This window comes from Pseudomonas sp. MPFS, assembly GCF_022537035.1.
Classification (GTDB): Bacteria; Pseudomonadota; Gammaproteobacteria; order Pseudomonadales; family Pseudomonadaceae; genus Aquipseudomonas; species Aquipseudomonas sessilinigenes.
In genome coordinates this window covers 1,872,616-1,891,368 of sequence record NZ_CP066123.1, presented here as the reverse complement: position 1 = coordinate 1,891,368, position 18,753 = coordinate 1,872,616, and the positions used below count along the sequence as shown (strand labels likewise).

15 protein-coding genes are annotated in these 18,753 nt (G+C 60.4%); 4 read left to right on the top strand and 11 right to left on the bottom strand.

All coding sequences use genetic code 11. The annotated features are described in order from the left end of the window. Window positions 1-98: 98 nt before the first annotated feature. From lpdA to sdhC, 7 genes are all read right to left on the bottom strand, one after another. Complete coding sequence (gene lpdA, locus I9018_RS08770) at window positions 99-1,535, bottom strand: dihydrolipoyl dehydrogenase (RefSeq protein ID WP_068587920.1); 1,437 nt, start codon at window positions 1,533-1,535, stop codon at window positions 99-101. Window positions 1,536-1,636: 101 nt separating this feature from the next. After that, window positions 1,637-2,854, bottom strand: coding sequence for a 2-oxoglutarate dehydrogenase complex dihydrolipoyllysine-residue succinyltransferase (gene odhB / locus I9018_RS08765; protein WP_068587921.1), 1,218 nt, complete (start codon window positions 2,852-2,854; stop codon window positions 1,637-1,639). A gap of 42 nt (window positions 2,855-2,896) precedes the next feature. After that, window positions 2,897-5,728, bottom strand: a complete 2,832-nt coding sequence (locus I9018_RS08760; RefSeq protein WP_068587923.1) for a 2-oxoglutarate dehydrogenase E1 component — start codon at window positions 5,726-5,728, stop codon at window positions 2,897-2,899. Window positions 5,729-5,991: 263 nt separating this feature from the next. Continuing rightward, window positions 5,992-6,696, bottom strand: coding sequence for a succinate dehydrogenase iron-sulfur subunit (locus tag I9018_RS08755; RefSeq protein WP_022643104.1), 705 nt, complete (start codon window positions 6,694-6,696; stop codon window positions 5,992-5,994). A gap of 12 nt (window positions 6,697-6,708) precedes the next feature. Next, window positions 6,709-8,481, bottom strand: coding sequence for a succinate dehydrogenase flavoprotein subunit (gene sdhA / locus I9018_RS08750; RefSeq protein WP_068587925.1), 1,773 nt, complete (start codon window positions 8,479-8,481; stop codon window positions 6,709-6,711). 3 nt (window positions 8,482-8,484) lie between these two features. Continuing rightward, window positions 8,485-8,853, bottom strand: coding sequence for a succinate dehydrogenase, hydrophobic membrane anchor protein (gene sdhD / locus I9018_RS08745; RefSeq protein WP_068587926.1), 369 nt, complete (start codon window positions 8,851-8,853; stop codon window positions 8,485-8,487). Beyond that, window positions 8,847-9,233 (bottom strand): succinate dehydrogenase, cytochrome b556 subunit, encoded by a 387-nt coding sequence (sdhC, locus tag I9018_RS08740; protein WP_015634665.1) that lies wholly within the window; start codon window positions 9,231-9,233, stop codon window positions 8,847-8,849. Before sdhC ends, sdhD begins: the two co-directional genes overlap by 7 nt. A 350-nt stretch (window positions 9,234-9,583) precedes the next feature. Between sdhC and gltA the strand changes: the two genes are divergently transcribed. Continuing rightward, complete coding sequence (gltA, locus tag I9018_RS08735; protein WP_068587928.1) at window positions 9,584-10,873, top strand: citrate synthase; 1,290 nt, start codon at window positions 9,584-9,586, stop codon at window positions 10,871-10,873. Between the two features lie 250 nt (window positions 10,874-11,123). On the opposite strand, the gene I9018_RS08730 is transcribed toward gltA, so the two are convergent. The 3 genes from I9018_RS08730 to I9018_RS08720 form a co-directional block, all read right to left on the bottom strand. Further along, the gene (locus I9018_RS08730) at window positions 11,124-12,782 is read right to left on the bottom strand and encodes a cation acetate symporter (RefSeq protein ID WP_068587930.1); all 1,659 of its coding nucleotides are present in this window, start codon (window positions 12,780-12,782) and stop codon (window positions 11,124-11,126) included. Continuing rightward, the gene (locus I9018_RS08725; RefSeq protein ID WP_068587932.1) at window positions 12,779-13,090 is read right to left on the bottom strand and encodes a DUF485 domain-containing protein; all 312 of its coding nucleotides are present in this window, start codon (window positions 13,088-13,090) and stop codon (window positions 12,779-12,781) included. Before I9018_RS08725 ends, I9018_RS08730 begins: the two co-directional genes overlap by 4 nt. Before the next feature lie 190 nt (window positions 13,091-13,280). Continuing rightward, window positions 13,281-14,129, bottom strand: a complete 849-nt coding sequence (locus I9018_RS08720; protein WP_124346141.1) for a glycine betaine ABC transporter substrate-binding protein — start codon at window positions 14,127-14,129, stop codon at window positions 13,281-13,283. 330 nt (window positions 14,130-14,459) lie between these two features. On the opposite strand from I9018_RS08720, the gene I9018_RS08715 reads away from it, so the two are divergent. Further along, the gene (locus I9018_RS08715) at window positions 14,460-16,013 is read left to right on the top strand and encodes a beta (1-6) glucans synthase (RefSeq protein ID WP_068578529.1); all 1,554 of its coding nucleotides are present in this window, start codon (window positions 14,460-14,462) and stop codon (window positions 16,011-16,013) included. A 10-nt stretch (window positions 16,014-16,023) separates the two neighbouring features. Here I9018_RS08715 and I9018_RS08710 read toward each other — a convergent pair whose 3' ends face one another. Then, window positions 16,024-16,389 (bottom strand): hypothetical protein, encoded by a 366-nt coding sequence (locus tag I9018_RS08710; RefSeq protein ID WP_068578527.1) that lies wholly within the window; start codon window positions 16,387-16,389, stop codon window positions 16,024-16,026. 231 nt (window positions 16,390-16,620) lie between these two features. On the opposite strand from I9018_RS08710, the gene I9018_RS08705 reads away from it, so the two are divergent. Together I9018_RS08705 and I9018_RS08700 are read left to right on the top strand one after the other, a co-directional pair. After that, a complete protein-coding gene (locus tag I9018_RS08705) occupies window positions 16,621-17,919 on the top strand; it encodes a serine/threonine protein kinase (RefSeq protein ID WP_068578525.1) in 1,299 nt (432 codons plus the stop codon). Then, the gene (locus I9018_RS08700) at window positions 17,912-18,700 is read left to right on the top strand and encodes a VacJ family lipoprotein (RefSeq protein WP_241109213.1); all 789 of its coding nucleotides are present in this window, start codon (window positions 17,912-17,914) and stop codon (window positions 18,698-18,700) included. The genes I9018_RS08705 and I9018_RS08700 overlap by 8 nt, the downstream gene beginning before the upstream one ends. Window positions 18,701-18,753: the final 53 nt, after the last annotated feature.

The following is an 18,753-nucleotide window of genomic DNA, read 5'->3' as shown; positions in this document are numbered from 1 at the left end:
TGGCGCTACCCTGAGAGGTCGAGTCCAGCGGATATTCCGCGGTGAGTCTTGCGCACAAGGCTCACGACGGGCCAACCGCCGTGGTTTCTTATTATTGCTTAGCGTTTCTTGCGGTTGGCAATGTGGATGGCGCCGCCATTCACAGCCAGGGCTGCTTCGTGCAGGGCTTCGGACAGGGTCGGATGGGAGAAAACCATCATGCCCAGGTCTTCGGCGCTGGTGCCGAATTCCATGCCGATCGCACCTTGTTGAACCAGTTCCGCAGCGCTTGGGCCAATCACGTGGACGCCCAATACGCGATCTGTCTTGGCATCGGCGATGACCTTGACGAAACCGCCGGTATCGTTGGCTGCCATGGCACGGCCGCTGGCAGCGAACGGGAAGGTGCCGACGTTAACTTCTACGCCTTCAGCTTTCAAGGCCTGCTCGGTTTTACCAACCCATGCAATTTCCGGGTGAGTATAGATAACCGAAGGGATCAGGTCATAGTTCATCTGAGCCTTGTGGCCCTTGATGCGCTCGACAACCATGATGCCCTCTTCCGAGGCCTTGTGAGCCAGCATCATGCCGCGAACCACGTCACCAATGGCGTAGACGCCTGGGACGGTGGTGGCGCAATGATCGTCAACGTGCACGAAGCCGCGCTCGTCCAGGGTCACGCCGCAGTCGGCAGCCAACAGATCGGTGGTCACAGGACGGCGACCAACGGCTACGATCAGCTTGTCGAAGGTGATGGTCTGCTCACCGCTGGCATCGGTGTAGGTCACTACGACTTCTTCACCGTTGACCTTGGAGCCGGTCACACGAGCACCCAGCTTGATATCCAGGCCCTGCTTGGTCAGGGTTTTCAGCGCTTCCTTGGAAACAGCGGTATCGGCTGCCATCAGGAAGGTATCCAGCGCTTCCAGCACGGTCACTTGTGCGCCCAGGCGCGACCATACCGAACCCAGCTCCAGGCCGATGACGCCGGCGCCGATCACACCCAGGCGCTTTGGCACTGCCTGGAACTCCAGGGCGCCAGTGGAGTCCACGATCACGTTCTGGTCAACCGGGGCTGGTGGGATGTCGATTGGACGCGAACCTGGAGCCAGGATCACGTTTTCGGCTTCGATCACTTCCACCGAACCGTCAGGCTTGGTGACTTCGACTTTCTTGCCAGCCAGCAGCTTGCCGTGGCCCTGGATCGAAGTGACGCCGTTGGCCTTGAACAGGGTGGCAACACCGCTGGTCAGGCCTTTGACGATGTTGGCCTTGCGACCGACCATGGCCGGTACGTCCATGCTCACGCCGGAGTGGCTGATGCCGTGGATGGCAAAGCCATCTTGCGCCTCGTGGAACTTCCAGGAACTGTCCAGCAGTGCCTTGGAAGGAATGCAACCGACGTTCAGGCAAGTACCGCCGAGGGCCAGCTTGCCCTCCTTGTCGGTGTACTTCTCGATGCAGGCAGTCGTCAGGCCAAGCTGTGCGGCCTTGATTGCAGCTACATAGCCGCCAGGGCCCGCGCCAATCACTACCACGTCGAATTTCTGAGTCATAAAAGGTTCCTTTTAGCGGCAAGCTAGAAGCCGCAAGCTGCAAGTTCCAAACGTCCCGCCCGAAGGCACGAAGTTCGTCGCTTGCAGCCTGCAGCTGCTTTTTAGATGTCCAGGAGCAGACGCGCTGGATCTTCCAGCAGGTTCTTGATGGTCACCAGGAACGTCACGGCTTCTTTACCGTCGATCAGGCGGTGGTCATAGGACAGCGCCAGGTACATCATCGGACGGATGACAACTTGGCCGTTGACCGCCATAGGACGCTGCAGAATGTTGTGCATGCCCAGGATGGCCGCTTGTGGCGGGTTGACGATCGGGGTGGACATCATCGAACCGAAGGTACCACCGTTAGTGATGGTGAAAGTACCGCCAGTCATCTCTTCCATCGACAGCTTGCCATCACGAGCCTTCTTGCCGAAGGTGGCGATGCCGCTTTCGATTTCAGCCAGGCTCATCAGCTCGGCGTTACGCAGAACCGGAACCACCAGGCCGCGATCGCTGGAAACGGCAACGCCGATGTCCGCGTAGCCGTGGTAGACGATGTCGGAACCGTCGATCGAAGCGTTGACCGCTGGGAAGCGCTTCAGGGCTTCGGTGGCAGCCTTGACGAAGAACGACATGAAGCCCAGGCGCACGCCGTTGTGGGACTTCTCGAACAGATCCTTGTACTTCGAACGCAGGGCCATGACTTCGGTCATGTCGACTTCGTTGAAGGTAGTCAGCATCGCCATGTTCGACTGGGCTTCGACCAGACGCTCGGCAACCTTGGCCCGCAGGCGGGTCATCGGTACGCGCTTCTCGACGCGATCGCCAGCAGCGAATACCGGAGCAGCAGCGGCTGGAGCCGGAGCCTTGGCCGGCGCAGCGGCTGGAGCGGCCTTCTTGGCAGCAACAGCGGCCACTACGTCTTCCTTGGTCACACGACCGCCTTTGCCAGTACCGGCAACGGAAGCGATGTTGATGCCGTTTTCTTCAGCCAGCTTGCGCGCGGCTGGAGCAGCGATCGGGTCGTCTTCGCCTTCAGCGGCAGCTGGGGCAGCAGCGGCAGCCGGAGCGGCAGCAGCTGGAGCGGCGGCAGCGGCGCCGCCTTCAACGATGGAGCCCAGGACTTCGTCGGACAGAACGGTGTCGCCTTCGTTCTTGACGATAGCGCCCAGCACGCCGTCGGCGGTGGCCAGCACTTCCAGAACGACCTTGTCGGTCTCGATGTCGACGATCAGCTCGTCACGCTTGACGGCGTCGCCCGGTTGCTTGTGCCAGGTGGCAACGGTGCCATCGGCAACCGATTCCGGGAAAGTGGGGGCTTTGATCTCGATAGCCATTGTCTGTGGTTCCTTAAATTCGGTTTCAGGTGCGCGAAGGCGTTAAACGGTAAACGCGTCTTGCAGCAGTTTTTCCTGCTGCTCGGCGTGCATCGATGCGTAACCACATGCTGGGGCAGCAGAAGCCTCACGGCCCGCGTACTCGAGTACGAGAGACTTGTTGAGGTTGCTGATGCTGCGACGCAGGTGGTGCTGGCTGCAGTACCAGGCGCCCTGGTTCATCGGCTCTTCCTGGCACCAGACCGCCGCTTTGGCGTTGGTGTAAGGAGCCAGGACTTCTTTCAAGTCGTCCTCAGGGAATGGGTACAGCTGCTCGATACGCACGATGGCGATATCTTCGCGGCCTTCGGCACGGCGTTTTTCCAGCAGGTCGTAGTAGACCTTGCCGCTGCACAGAACCACGCGCTCGACCTTTTTCGGGTCCAGTGCATCGACTTCCGGGATCACGGTCTGGAACGAACCTTCGGCCAGATCTTCCAGGGTCGAGATGGCAAGTTTGTGGCGCAGCAGCGACTTCGGCGTCAGTACTACCAGCGGCTTGCGCAGCGGGCGGATCACCTGACGGCGCAGCAAGTGGTAGATCTGTGCCGGGGTGGTCGGCATGCACACCTGAATGTTGTGCTCGGCGCACAGCTGCAGGTAACGCTCAAGACGCGCCGAGCTGTGCTCAGGGCCCTGGCCTTCGTAGCCGTGCGGCAGCAGCATGGTCAGGCCGCACAGGCGACCCCACTTGTGCTCGCCGCTGGTGATGAACTGGTCGATCACGACCTGTGCACCGTTGGCGAAGTCGCCGAACTGGGCCTCCCAGATCACCAGCGCATTGGGCGTGGTGGTCGAGTAACCGTATTCGAACGCCAGCACAGCCTCTTCCGACAGGAACGAGTCGTACAGGTCGAAGCGCGGCTGACCGTCGTACAGATGCTTCAGCGGAATGTAGGTGCCGGCATCTTTCTGGTTGTGCAGAACAGCGTGACGGTGCGAGAACGTACCGCGGCCAATGTCCTGGCCGGTCATGCGGATCGGGTGACCTTCGAACGCCAGGGTCGCGTACGCCATGGTTTCGGCGTAACCCCAGTTGATCGGCAGGCCGCCGGCTTGCATCTTCTGACGGTCTTCGTAGATCTTCGCGACCTGGCGCTGAACCACGAAGCCTTCCGGAATTTCCAGCAGCTTGGCGGACAGTTCCTGCAGGGTCTTCAGGTCGAAGCGAGTGTCGTGACGCGCAGTCCAGGCGTGGCCCAGATACGGACGCCAGTCCACGAACAGCTCTTTGTTCGGTTCCTTGACCAGCGACTTCACCACGTGCAGACCGTTGTCCAGCGCGTTGCGGTATTCGTCGACCTTCGCCTGGACGCGCTCTGCATCGAGCACACCGCCCTGGGTCAGGCGATCAGCGTACAGCTCACGAGTGGTGCGCTGCTTGGTGATCTGCTGGTACATCAGCGGCTGGGTGCCACTTGGCTCGTCCGCCTCGTTGTGGCCGCGACGGCGGTAGCAGACCAGATCGATGACCACATCACGCTTGAACTGCATGCGATAGTCGATGGCCAGTTGGGTCACGAACAGGACCGCTTCCGGATCATCGCCATTCACATGGAGGATCGGCGCCTGGATCATCTTCGCAACGTCGGTGGCGTACTCGGTGGAACGCGAGTCCAGCGGGTTGCTGATGGTGAAGCCAACCTGGTTGTTGACCACGATGTGCACAGTACCGCCGGTCTTGAAACCGCGAGTCTGCGACATCTGGAAGGTTTCCATGACCACGCCCTGACCGGCGAACGCCGCGTCACCGTGGATGGAGATCGGCAGGACTTTCTCGCCGGTTGGGTCGTTGCGACGGTCCTGGCGGGCGCGCACGGAACCCTCGACCACTGGAGAAACGATTTCCAGGTGGGACGGGTTGAATGCCATCGCCAGGTGAACTTCGCCACCGGAGGTCATCACGTTGGACGAGAAGCCCTGGTGATACTTCACGTCGCCGGAGCCCAGCTCAACCTTCTTCTTGCCTTCGAACTCGTCGAACAGTTCGCGCGGGTTCTTGCCGAAGGTGTTGACCAGCACGTTCAAGCGACCACGGTGGGCCATGCCGATCACGACTTCCTTGGTGCCATAGGAACCGGAGCGCTGGATCAGCTCGTCGAGCATCGGAATCAGGCTTTCGCCACCTTCCAGGCCGAAACGCTTGGTGCCTGGGTACTTGGTGCCCAGGTACTTCTCCAGGCCTTCTGCCGCGGTGACACGCTCGAGCAGATGGCTCTTGATGTCGGCAGAATAGGTTGGACGGCCGCGTACGCTTTCCAGACGTTGCTGGAACCAGTGGCGCTGCTCGGAATCGGTGATGTGCGTGAATTCAGCGCCGATGGTGCGGCAATATGTCTGCTGCAACGCTTCGTGAATTTCGCGTAGGCTCGCTTCCTCTTTGCCGATGAACAGGTCGCCGGCACGGAAGGTCGTATCAAGATCGGCATTGGTCAAGCCGTAATGATTGATCGACAGGTCTGCAGGTGCAGGACGCTGCCACAGTCCCAGCGGGTCCAGCTGGGATGCCTGGTGGCCACGCATCCGATAGGCCTGGATCAATCGCAGCACTTCAACTTGCTTCTTCTCGTGCTCACTGCTCACGCTACCGGCGGAAACCGGTTGGGCGCGGCGCTGGTTCTTTGCCAGCAAGACGAAATGATCGCGGATCGTCGAGTGCGAAACATCGATGGCAGTGTTGCCGTCGGCAGGCAACTTATCAAAGTAAGTGCGCCACTCTTCTGGCACAGCGTTAGGGTCGTGCAGGTAGAGCTCGTAGAGCTCTTCCACATAGGCAGCGTTACTACCGGATAGGTAGGCGCTGTTCCACATGCGCTGCATCACGCTTTCTTGCATGCTTGGTCACCCTCGGTTAGGGGAACACCACCGGCGACGACACCGAGCAAGCTTGCAGAAGTCCGAATGCAGCGACCAAAACAAGCCACTTAGGATCACGCTGATAGTCCGGGTACCAGCCCGGATGCCCCTGCTTGTCTCATTTCTTCAAAAATATAGAGCAGCCACTTTGTAAGCTACTGCTCAGGTTAGAGCCATGACGCGGGTTGAAGCCCGCGCCCTGGCTTTTACGGTACAGCGGTCCTACAGGTACAACAGCTGAATCACACGCCGCTTTGCAGAAGCATGTTACGAATGTGACCGATGGCCTTAGTCGGGTTCAGGCCTTTCGGACAAACGTTGACGCAGTTCATGATGCCCCGGCAGCGGAATACGCTGAACGGGTCATCCAGCGAAGCCAGACGCTCGGAAGTCTTGGTGTCGCGGCTGTCTGCCAGGAAGCGATAGGCTTGCAGCAGAGCGGCTGGACCCAGGAACTTGTCGGGGTTCCACCAGAAGGATGGGCAAGAGGTCGAGCAGCAAGCGCACAGGATGCACTCGTACAGACCATCGAGCTTCTCACGCTCTTCCGGCGACTGCAGACGCTCGATGGCCGGGGCCGGAGTATCGTTCTGCAGAAATGGCTTCACCTTCTCGTATTGCTTGTAGAAGATGCTCATATCGACGACCAGGTCACGGATAACCGGCAGACCTGGCAGAGGACGAATCACCAGCTTGTTCTTCTTGACCACGGCGGACAGCGGCGTGATGCACGCCAGGCCGTTCTTGCCGTTGATGTTCATGCCGTCGGAACCGCAAACGCCTTCACGGCAGGAGCGACGGTAGGAGAACCCCTCGTCCTGCTCTTTGATCAGGGCCAGCACGTCCAGCACCATCAAGTCCTTGCCACCGGTGTCGACCTGGAAAACCTGGGTTTTCGGAGCCGAGTCGGTGTCAGGGTTGTAACGATAAACTTCAACTTGCAACATATCGATCACCCTTTAGTAAGTCCGGACTTTTGGTTCGAAAGTCGGAACAGTCTTCGGCGAGAAGTTGACCGCACGCTTGGCAACGCGCTTCTCACCCGGGAAGTACAGGGTGTGGCACAGCCAGTTTTCGTCGTCACGGTCTTCAAAGTCTTCACGGGCGTGAGCGCCGCGGGACTCTTTGCGCACTTCGGCAGCGATGGCAGTGGCTTCGGCCACTTCCAGCAGGTTCTGCAGCTCAAGTGCTTCGATACGCGCAGTGTTGAAAGCTTGAGACTTGTCGTTGATCTTGACGTTGGCGATGCGCTCGCGCAGATCGGCCAATTGGGCAATACCCTTCTGCATGTATTCGCCGGTACGGAATACACCGAAGTAGTTCTGCATGCAGCTCTGCAGCTCGCGACGCAGGGTAGCGACGTCTTCGCCGGTGGTGCGCTCGTTGAGCTTGGCCAGGCGGTTCAGTGCAACGTCCACATCGGTATCGCTGGCATCGCGGTATTCGATACCGTCGGTCAGCGCTTTTTCCAGGTGCAGGCCAGCCGCACGACCGAATACCACCAGGTCGAGCAGCGAGTTGCCGCCCAGGCGGTTGGCACCGTGTACCGATACGCAAGCCACTTCACCCACTGCGAACAGGCCAGGGATGATGGTGTCTTCGCCAGCGGCGTTCTGAGTGATGGCCTGGCCATGGATGTTGGTGGCAACGCCGCCCATCATGTAGTGGCAGGTAGGAACGACCGGTACCGGAGCGACGACAGGGTCGACGTGGGCGAAGGTCTTGGACAGCTCGCAGATACCAGGCAGGCGGCTGTGCAGCACTTCCTCGCCCAGGTGATCCAGCTTGAGCATCACGTGGTCGCCATTAGGGCCACAGCCGTTGCCAGCGATGATTTCCTTGACCATGGAACGCGCCACTACGTCGCGGCCCGCCAGGTCTTTGGCGTTAGGAGCATAACGCTCCATGAAACGCTCGCCGTGCTTGTTGATCAGGTAACCACCTTCGCCACGGCAACCTTCGGTTACCAGTACACCGGCGCCGGCGATGCCGGTCGGGTGGAACTGCCACATCTCGATGTCTTGCACCGGAACGCCAGCACGCAGGGCCATGCCCACGCCGTCGCCGGTGTTGATCAGTGCGTTGGTGGTGGAGGCGTAGATACGGCCCGCACCGCCGGTGGCCAGAACGGTGGCCTTGGACTTGATGTACAGGGTCTCGCCGGTTTCGATGCAGATCGCGATCACACCAACGAATGCGCCGTCCTGGTTCTTCACCAGGTCAACTGCGTAGTACTCGTTGAGGAAAGTGGTACCGGCTTTCAGGTTGCCCTGATACAGGGTGTGCAGCAGTGCGTGACCGGTACGGTCGGAAGCAGCGCAGGTACGGGCAGCCTGGCCACCCTTGCCGTAGTCCTTGGACTGACCGCCGAAAGGACGCTGGTAGATACGACCGGTTTCGGTGCGGGAGAACGGCAGGCCCATGTGATCCAGCTCGAAGACCGCAGCCGGACCTTCCTGACACATGTACTCGATAGCGTCCTGGTCGCCGATGTAGTCGGAACCCTTGACGGTATCGTACATGTGCCAGCGCCAGTCATCGTTCGGATCCGCCGAGGCGATCGCGCAGGTGATGCCACCCTGGGCAGATACAGTGTGCGAACGAGTCGGGAAAACCTTGGTGATCACCGCGGTTTTATGGCCGCCCTGGGCCAGCTGCAGCGCAGCACGCATGCCAGCGCCGCCGCCGCCAATGATGATGGCGTCGAAAGAAATGGTTGGAATGTTAGCCATGAATCAGATACCCCAGAGAATCTGCACACCCCAGACGAAGTAAGCGAACATTGCGACGCCGCATACTGCCTGGAAAAGGAAACGTACTGCTGTCGCCGACTTGCCCAGCGCCATATGCGTCAGGTAGTCAGTCGAGATAGTCCACATGCCGACCCAGGCGTGAGCGCCCAGGGCCACCATGGCCAGCAGACTGAAGATACGCATCCAGTTGTTTGCGAACAGGCCATGCCACTGGGTGTAGTCAATGCCCGGATTCGCTACGAGGTATCCGATCAGGAAAATGAAATAAGCCGCGAGAACGACCGCAGACACACGCTGCGCCATCCAGTCATAAAGGCCTGAACGCGACAGGTTCGTAACGCTGGTTACCATATCCAAACTCCCGCCAGAACGATTACCACCACGGATACGGCGATAACGATTTTCGAGCCCAGCTTGCCGCCTTCCAGCGTCTCACCGATGCCCATGTCCATAATCAGATGGCGTACACCCGCCACCAGGTGGTACAGCAAGGCGGACAGGAGGCCCCATGCAACGAATTTGGCCAGCGGACTGGTCAAGCACGCCTTCACCTCGGCATAACCTTCCTCGGAGCCCAGGGACTTGCTCAATGCGTACAGCATGATGCCGATGCCCAGGAAGAGAATGATGCCGGAAACACGGTGGAGAAACGACGTAACGCCGGTAATGGGGAGTTTGATGGTCCTTAGGTCTAGGTTTACAGGTCGTTGGCTATTCACGGCTTTTTTCACACTGAAGAGCCCCTAACAATCAGGGCAAAGTTGTTGGGGAGTGCACTGGTCAGGTAACCACCACCCAGGGAGTGCGACCCCCATCAAAACGGGCCCAGAAGCCCATGGCGGTCGGTGGCCGAGTATAGACAGTTAGGCTACTAATGACAACGCAAACACCTTCCCCTAATAGCTGATTGCGTTACCTTCATAAAAGGCGTAAATGGCAGTGAATTTCGCTAAAAAATCCCTCCCAAAGCCTTCTGGGACAAGACTTTAGGCAAATTGACATTCGGATTTATCTCACTATAGTGGTGCGGGCCCTGCGTGGGGGGTCTGTCTGATGATTTCAAGCATAAATAGGAGGCCACATGGCTGACAAAAAAGCGCAGTTGATCATCGAGGGCGCAGCCCCCGTCGAGCTGCCCATTTTAACCGGCACCGTTGGTCCCGATGTAATCGATGTTCGGGGCCTGACGGCCACGGGCCGCTTCACTTTTGACCCGGGTTTCATGTCGACCGCCTCCTGCGAGTCGAAGATCACCTACATCGACGGCGACCAGGGTATCCTGCTGCATCGCGGCTACCCGATCGAACAACTGGCTGAAAAGTCGGACTACCTGGAAACCTGCTACCTGCTGCTCAACGGCGAACTGCCGAATGCCGAGCAGAAGGCCCAGTTCGTCAGCACCGTGAAGAACCACACCATGGTTCACGAGCAGTTGAAGAGCTTCTTCAACGGTTTCCGTCGTGATGCCCACCCGATGGCGGTCATGTGCGGCGTAGTCGGTGCACTCTCGGCGTTCTACCACGACTCCCTGGACATCAATAACCCGCAGCACCGCGAGATTTCCGCCGTGCGCCTGGTTGCCAAGATGCCGACCCTGGCAGCGATGGTCTACAAGTACTCCATGGGCCAGCCGATGATGTACCCGCGCAACGACCTGTCGTACGCGGAAAACTTCCTGCACATGATGTTCAACACCCCGTGCGAGATCAAACCGATCAGCCCGGTACTGGCCAAGGCAATGGACCGGATCTTCATCCTCCACGCCGACCACGAGCAAAACGCCTCCACCTCCACCGTACGCCTGGCAGGCTCTTCGGGCGCCAACCCGTTCGCCTGTATCGCTGCCGGCATCGCAGCACTCTGGGGCCCGGCTCACGGCGGCGCCAACGAAGCCGTGCTGACCATGCTCGATGAAATCGGCGATGTCTCGAACATCGACAAGTTCATCGCCAAGGCCAAGGACAAGAACGACCCGTTCAAGCTCATGGGCTTCGGTCACCGCGTGTACAAGAACCGCGACCCTCGCGCCACCGTGATGAAGCAGACCTGCGACGAAGTACTCAAGGAACTGGGCATCAACAACGATCCACAACTCCAACTGGCCATGCGCCTGGAAGAGATCGCCCTGACCGACCCGTACTTCATCGAACGCTCGCTGTACCCGAACGTCGACTTCTACTCGGGGATCATCCTCAAGGCCATCGGCATTCCAACCAGCATGTTCACCGTGATCTTCGCCCTGGCGCGTACCGTCGGCTGGATCTCGCACTGGAAAGAAATGCTCTCCAGCCCCTACAAGATCGGCCGTCCTCGCCAGCTGTACACCGGCTACGAGTCGCGCGACATCACCAAGCTGGAAGACCGCAAGTAAGACCGGCCTTGCACTACCGTTCTTAGCTCCATCGAATACGGCCTCTGTTCAGAGGCCGTATTTTTTTGCCCCTGCCCTGCCTTTGCATAAAGCCACTTCGCCGTCACGACCACCAAGCTAGCATCGAGCCATCCCCCTCACCCCACAACGCTGCGGTCATTTCCCGGGCAATGAAAAATGCCCCGGCCTTTCGACCAGGGCATTTCGCCATCACTTTGCCTCTATATAGAAGCCGAACGTCGGAGACCGCTTAGTGCGATACCGCACCACTGGCACCCAGGCCGGTTTGCGAACGCACGAACTGCGGGAAGAACAACGCCCTTTCGTTGGCCGCAGAGGCCGACTTGTCGGTGATGGAGAAGAACCAGATACCAACGAAGGCGATAAGCATCGAGAACAACGCCGGGTACTCATACGGATAGATCGGCTTCTCGTGGTGCAGGATCTGCACCCAAATGGTCGGACCGAGGATCATCAGCGCCACCGCGCTTATCAGCCCCATCCAGCCACCGATCATGGCACCACGGGTGGTCAGCTTCTTCCAGTACATGGAAAGCAGCAGCACCGGGAAGTTGCAACTGGCCGCGATGGAGAACGCCAGGCCCACCATGAAGGCGATGTTCTGGCTCTCGAACAGAATGCCCAGGCCGATGGCCAGCACACCCAGGGTCACCGTGGTGATCTTGGACACGCGGATCTCGTCTTTCTCGTTGGCCTTGCCCTTCTTGAGCACGCTGGCGTACAGGTCATGGGAGACCGCCGAAGCGCCTGCCAGGGTCAAGCCGGCAACCACCGCCAGGATAGTGGCAAAGGCCACCGCCGAGATGAAGCCCAGGAACACGCTGCCACCCACGGCATTGGCCAGGTGCACCGCCGCCATGTTGTTACCGCCCAGCAAGGCGCCCGCGGCATCCTTGAAGTCTGGATTGGTACTCACCAGCAGGATCGCGCCAAAACCGATGATGAAGGTCAGGATGTAGAAGTAACCGATGAAACCAGTGGCATAGAGCACGCTCTTGCGGGCTTCCTTGGCATCGCTCACGGTGAAGAAGCGCATCAGGATATGCGGCAGGCCCGCAGTACCGAACATCAGTGCCAGGCCCAGCGAGAACGCAGAGATCGGATCCTTCACCAGGCCGCCCGGGCTCATGATCGCCTCACCCTTGGGGTGGACCTTGATTGCTTCGGAGAACAGCGTGTTGAAATCGAAATTGACGTGCTTCATCACCATCAAGGCCATGAACGACGCACCGGAGAGCAGCAGGACCGCCTTGATGATCTGCACCCAGGTGGTGGCCAGCATGCCGCCGAACAATACGTACAGGCACATCAGGATGCCCACCAGGATCACTGCGACGTGGTAGTCGAGGCCGAACAGCAACTGGATCAGCTTGCCGGCACCCACCATCTGCGCAATCAGGTAGAACGCCACCACCACCAGCGAACCACAGGCCGACAAGGTGCGGATCTGGGTCTGCCCGAGGCGATAGGACGCCACGTCGGCAAAGGTGTACTTGCCCAGGTTGCGCAAGCGCTCGGCGATCAGGAACAGAATGATCGGCCAGCCCACCAAAAAGCCGATGGAGTAGATCAGCCCGTCATAGCCGGAAGTGAACACCAGGGCGGAAATCCCCAGGAAGGACGCCGCCGACATGTAGTCGCCCGCAATCGCCAGGCCATTCTGGAAACCGGTGATCTTGCCACCCGCCGCATAGTAGTCGGCGGCCGACTTGTTGCGCTTGGAAGCCCAGTAGGTAATGCACAAGGTGGCACCGACGAACACCACGAACATCACGATCGCCGATACGTTGAGGGGTTGCTTGTGGACCTCGCCCGTCAGGGCGTCAGCGGCCCATAGGGCCGGGGCGAACGCGGCAAGGCCGAGTGCAGCGAATAGACGGCGGATCATTGCTGAGCCTCCTTCAGGATCGCCTTGTTCAGCTCGTCGAACTCACCGTTGGCGCGCCGCACATAGATGGCCGTCAAGATGAAGGCCGAGACAATCAAGCCAACGCCGATGGGAATGCCCCAGGTGATGGAAGAGGTAGGACTGAGCTTGGCCCCCAGGACCTGGGGCCCGTAGGCGATCAGCAGAATGAAAGCCGAGTAAAGCCCAAGCATGATCGCCGAAAGAATCCAGGCGAACCGCTCCCGCTTGCTGACCAGCTCCTTGAAACGCGGGCTGTTTTGAATCGAGAGGTAAATGCTGTCGTTCATTGTTTTTATCCTCGCAGCACAGATTTTAGGTGGAACCTAATCCACTCTATGCGGCTATCCGGCAGGTTCTAGACGACCTTAGTATTAGAACGACATTAACCCCCGCGCCAATTCTCCCCCGCAAAAAAACAGGGCCATCCGCGACTTTGCCGCGAATGGCCCCGAGACCCTTGATATAGACGCTGCGCTGCTATTTAGCCGTCCATTCGGCCACTCGATCAGCGTGCTTGCCGACCCAATCCTTGGCCGCAACATCAGGCTTGGCGCCCTCCTGGATGGCCAGCATCACTTCGCCAATTTCGTCTTTCGAAGCCCACTGGAACTTCTTCAGGAACGCTGCCACCTCCGGCGCCTTCTTCGCCAGATCCTTGCTACCGATGCTGTTGACGGTTTCAGCGGCGCCATACACGCCTTTGGGGTCATCGAGAAAGCGCAGTTTCCACTTGGCGAACATCCAGTGCGGCACCCAGCCCGTCACCGCGATGGACTCCTGCTTCTCCTCGGCACGGCTCAGTTCGGCGATCATCGCCGCCCCGGAGCTGGCTTGCAGCTTGTAGTCCAGCCCGTAGTCCTTGATCGCCTGGTCGGTCTTGAGCATGACGCCGGAGCCGGCGTCGATACCCACGATCTTGCTCTTGAAGCTGGTATCGGTCTTGAGATCCTCGATGGATTTGGCCTTGACGTACTCCGGCACGATCAGCCCGATCTTGGCGTCCTTGAAGTTGGGGCCATAGTCCACCACCTTATCCTTGTTCTTGGCCCAGTACTCGCCATGGGTCACCGGCAGCCAGGCCGACAGCATCGCATCGAGCTTGCCGGTGGCCACGCCCTGCCACATGATCCCGGTCGCCACCGCCTGCAGCTTGACGTCATAACCGAGCTTCTTGATCACCTCCGCGGCCACGTAGGTCGTCGCCACGCTATCGGACCAGCCATCGACATAGCCGATGCTCAGGGTCTTGCTGTCGGCGCTGGCCAAGCTGGAGCCAAGGGCAAGTACCATTGCGGCACCTACGCCTAAGAGTCGTCGCATCTTCATCGTTACTTCCCCGAAAAGTGCAGTGCCGGGCGGCTGCCGGGCACATCAACGTATGGTTATGGTGCTCGGCGCCTCCGTCACGCCTCACCGCGAACGCGTTCGATCATCAGCGGAGTACTGATGCCTGGATCATCAACCCGCCACCATCCGCGACCTGCTCTGGCTGCGACCTCAAGGCAACAAGCAGCGACATCAGAAAGCCAGTAGCCAGCATCCGCCTCTCAGGGCCAGCAGGTCCGCCCGAACTTTGCATGCCTGGATCATGCCGGCCACCAAGCTGCGGGCGAATGCAGGTAAGATGCCGGGCTTCGTTCCCCTGACGGCCTGACCATGCCCGCCACCCCTCGTTTTCCCGCCCTCGCCTATCTGCTTGCCTGCCTGCTGGGCCTGATCGCCCTCTGCAGCTACTGGTACGGCCTCGGCCAGCCGGTGCAATTGCCGGATGTCGCCAGCGCCAGCCACAAGTTGCAATGCGCCTCCTACACCCCGTTCGACAAGGACCAGTCGCCATTCGACCAGCCATTCAAGCTGCGGCCCGAACGCATGGATGCCGACCTGGCGCTGCTGGCCACCCGCTTCGAGTGCATCCGCACCTACTCCATGAGCGGCCTGGAAGCCTTGCCGGAACTGGCGCGCAAGCACGGCCTGAAGCTGATGATCGGCGCCTGGATCAACAGCAATCCGGTGGACAGCGAGAAAGAGGTCGATCTGTTGATCGCCTCAGCCAACGCCAATCCGGACGTGGTCAGCGCGGTGATCGTCGGCAATGAAGCGCTGCTGCGCAAGGAGGTCACCGGCCCACAGCTGGCGCGCCTGATCCTCAAGGTCAAGCACAACGTCAAGCAGCCGGTGACCTACGCCGACGTCTGGGAGTTCTGGCTCAAGCATCCCGAAATCGCCCCCGCCGTGGACTTCCTGACCATCCACCTGCTGCCCTACTGGGAAGACGATCCATCGAACATCGACGTAGCCCTCAATCATGTGGCCGAAGTACGCCAGGTGTTCGGCAACCGCTTCGCCCCCAAGGACGTACTGATCGGTGAAACCGGCTGGCCCAGCGAGGGCCGCCAGCGCGAAACCGCACTCCCCAGCCGGGTCAACGAGGCCAGGTTCATCCGCGGTTTCGTCGCCCTGGCAGAACAGAACGGCTGGCACTACAACCTGATCGAGGCCTTCGACCAACCCTGGAAGCGCGCCAGCGAAGGGGCAGTCGGCGGCTACTGGGGGCTGTTCGATGCCAATCGCCAAGACAAGGGCATCCTTGCCGGGCCAGTCTCCAACCTGCCTTTCTGGCCGCTGTGGCTGGGACTGGGAGCGGTGATCTTCGCCAGCACCCTGGTACTCGGCGGTCGAGTCCGCAGCGCCAAAGCCGCCCTACTGCTGCCATTGCTGGGGGCCCTGGCGGCCTGCAGCATCGGTACCTTCGCAGAACTGACGCGAGTCACCAGCCGTTTCGCCGGCGAATGGGCCTGGGCAGCCTTGCTACTGGGTCTGAACCTGCTGGTCCTGGCTCACTGCGCACTGGCCCTGAGCCCACGTGAAGGCTGGCGCCAACGGCTCTTCACGACCCTGGAGAAGCGCGCCGGCTGGTGGCTGGCGGCAGCCGGCTTCGCCGCGGCGGTGATGGCACTGGAACTGGTATTCGATCCGCGTTATCGCAGCTTCCCCAGTGCCGCCCTGCTGCTGCCGGCGCTGGCATTCGTGTGCAGGCCAGTACGAGTGCCACGTCGCGAGATAGCCCTGCTGACCTTCATCATCGGTGCGGCCATCGCCCCCCAGCTGTACCAGGAAGGCCTGGCCAACCAGCAAGCCTGGGGATGGGCGCTGGTCAGCCTGCTAATGGTCGCCGCCCTGTGGCGCAGCCTGAGGGCCCGTATCGCCTGAAACCGACGGGCTAGCAGCGCCTGGCACGTACCAGGCGCAGGCTGGCGAGCACCAGGGCAAATACCGCCAGGGTGGTGTTGTACAGCACCAACGCCGGAATGGCGGCCAGCAACGCCAGCGTCGCCAGCCCCCAGCCAGCGCGTCCGGGCACGACGAACGCCAGGAGCGCCGCCCCCAGGGCACTCCAACCCAGCACCTTGAAGTGGATCATCCATCCCAGGCTGGAACGCAGGGAACACTCCCAGCGCCCGGCCTCGTCGATACAGACGCCCACCCAGCGAGCGTCCTCCATGAAGCCGTAACGCAGGCCATAGCTGGCGGCCAGCCACAACGGCAAGGCAACGAGCAGGGCAATCACGGGAAAGCGGCTAGACATGCAACACTCCGAACAATCAAAACGGCGCCCAGCATAATGCTCCGGCCACGCTTGGCAAGCACGACGCACAGATAGCTGTTCAGCTCGGGGTGGCAACGTGTATCGTCCGGCTACTATCACCCCGGCCAGATGCACCCAGGCGTTATTTGAACCAGCCATGGCACTTCGTCAGCAGCCCGGTGGTCATAGCCTGCGAACCTCATTCGGCACCTTCCTTCTAGGGATACAGTCATGCTTCGTTCCTTGCGCTTCGCCGCCCTGTTCGGCGGCCTTATCCTGAGTGCGTCCGCACTGGCGGTCGATGTCGACCCGGCCGGCTACGGCTATCCATTGACCAATCCCTTCGAAGCCACCATCGTCACCACGCCGCCGGACCTGCGCCCGGAGCTGCCTTCCGATGAAGACATCCGTCAGTCGGACTACAGCCTGACCCTGCGCCCGGAGCGTGAATTCACCCTCCCGGACAATTTCTGGGCGGTGAAGAAGCTCACCTACCGCATCGCCACCCAGGACCATGCAGCCCCGCTGATCTTCCTGATCGCCGGTACTGGCGCACGCTACGACAGCACACTCAACGAATACCTGAAGAAGCTCTACTACAAGGCCGGCTACCACGTGGTGCAGCTGTCCTCGCCCACCAGCTTCGACTTCATCAGCGCCGCCTCGCGCTTCGCCACCCCGGGCGTGACCGCCGAGGACGCCCAGGATCTCTACCGGGTCATGCAGGCTGTGCGGGCACAGAATGCCAAGCTGCCGATCACTGATTTCTACCTCACCGGCTACAGCCTCGGCGCCCTGGATGCCGCGTTCGTCAGCAAGCTCGACGAAACCCGGCGTACCTTCAACTTCAAGAAAGTCCTGCTGCTCAACCCTCCGGTCAACCTCTACACCTCGATCACCAACCTCGACAAACTGGTGCAGACCGAGGTCAAGGGCATCAACAACAGCACTACCTTCTACGAACTGATGCTGGCCAAGCTCACCCGCTACTTCCAGCAGAAGGGCTACATCGACCTGACCGATGCCCTGCTCTACGACCTGCAGCAATCCAAGCAGCACCTGAGCAACGAGCAGATGGCGATGCTGATCGGCACCTCCTTCCGCTTCTCGGCGGCTGACATCGCCTTCACCTCGGACCTGATCAACCGTCGCGGCCTGATTACCCCGCCCAAGTACCCGATCCGCGAGGGCACCAGCCTCACGCCCTTCCTCAAGCGTGCCCTGCAATGCGACTTCGACTGCTACCTGACCGAGCAAGTGATCCCGATGTGGCGCGCCCGCACCGATGGCGGCAGCCTGCTGCAACTGGTCGACCAGGTCAGCCTCTACGCCCTGCAGGATTACCTCAAGGCCAGCCCGAAGATCGCCGTGATGCATAACGCCGACGACGTGATCCTGGGCCCCGGCGACCTGGGCTTCCTGCGCCGGACCTTTGGCGAGCGCCTGACCGTCTACCCCCATGGTGGCCACTGCGGCAACCTCAACTACCGCGTCAACAGCGACGCCATGCTGGAGTTCTTCCGTGGCTAAACATCTCCTGCTTATCGCTGCGTTGCTCTGCACAGGCTATGCCCAGGCCGATAACAGCCTGGCCGGCACCACCACCGCCCCCGATACCGACGGGTTCACCGAGCCACTGCAACAACTCAAGTTCAACCCGGGCCTGGACCAGCGTGAATTCGAACGCTCGACCCTCAGTGCACTGAACGTCTATGACCCGCTGGAGTCCTGGAACCGCCGGGTCTATCACTTCAACTACCGCTTCGACCAATGGGTGTTCCTGCCTGTTGTAGATGGCTACCGCTACGTGACGCCAAGGTTCCTGCGCACCGGGGTCAGCAACTTCTTCAACAACCTGGGCGACGTGCCCAACCTGCTCAACAGCCTGTTGCAGTTCAAGGGCCAGCGCTCGATGGAAACCACGGCCCGCCTGCTGCTCAACACCACCATCGGCATCGCCGGCCTGTGGGACCCGGCCACCAAGATGGGCCTGCCGCGCCAGAGCGAAGACTTCGGCCAGACCCTGGGTTTCTATGGCGTTCCTGGCGGGGCCTACCTGGTGCTGCCAATCCTCGGCCCCTCGAACCTGCGCGACACCGCCGGCCTGGCAGTGGACTACACCGCCGAATCGGCGATCAACTTCCTCAATGTCGCCGAAGTCAGCAAGAACCATCCGGAGCTCTGGCTGCTGCGCGGTGTCGACAAGCGCTACCAGACCAACTTCCGCTACGGCGAGCTGAACTCGCCGTTCGAGTACGAACAAGTGCGCTACGTCTATACCGAAGCCCGCAAGCTGCAGATCGCCGAGTAAGTGCCCGGCCGCCCTTCCATCGGAGGGCGGCCATTTCCCGCCATTCAGCCATA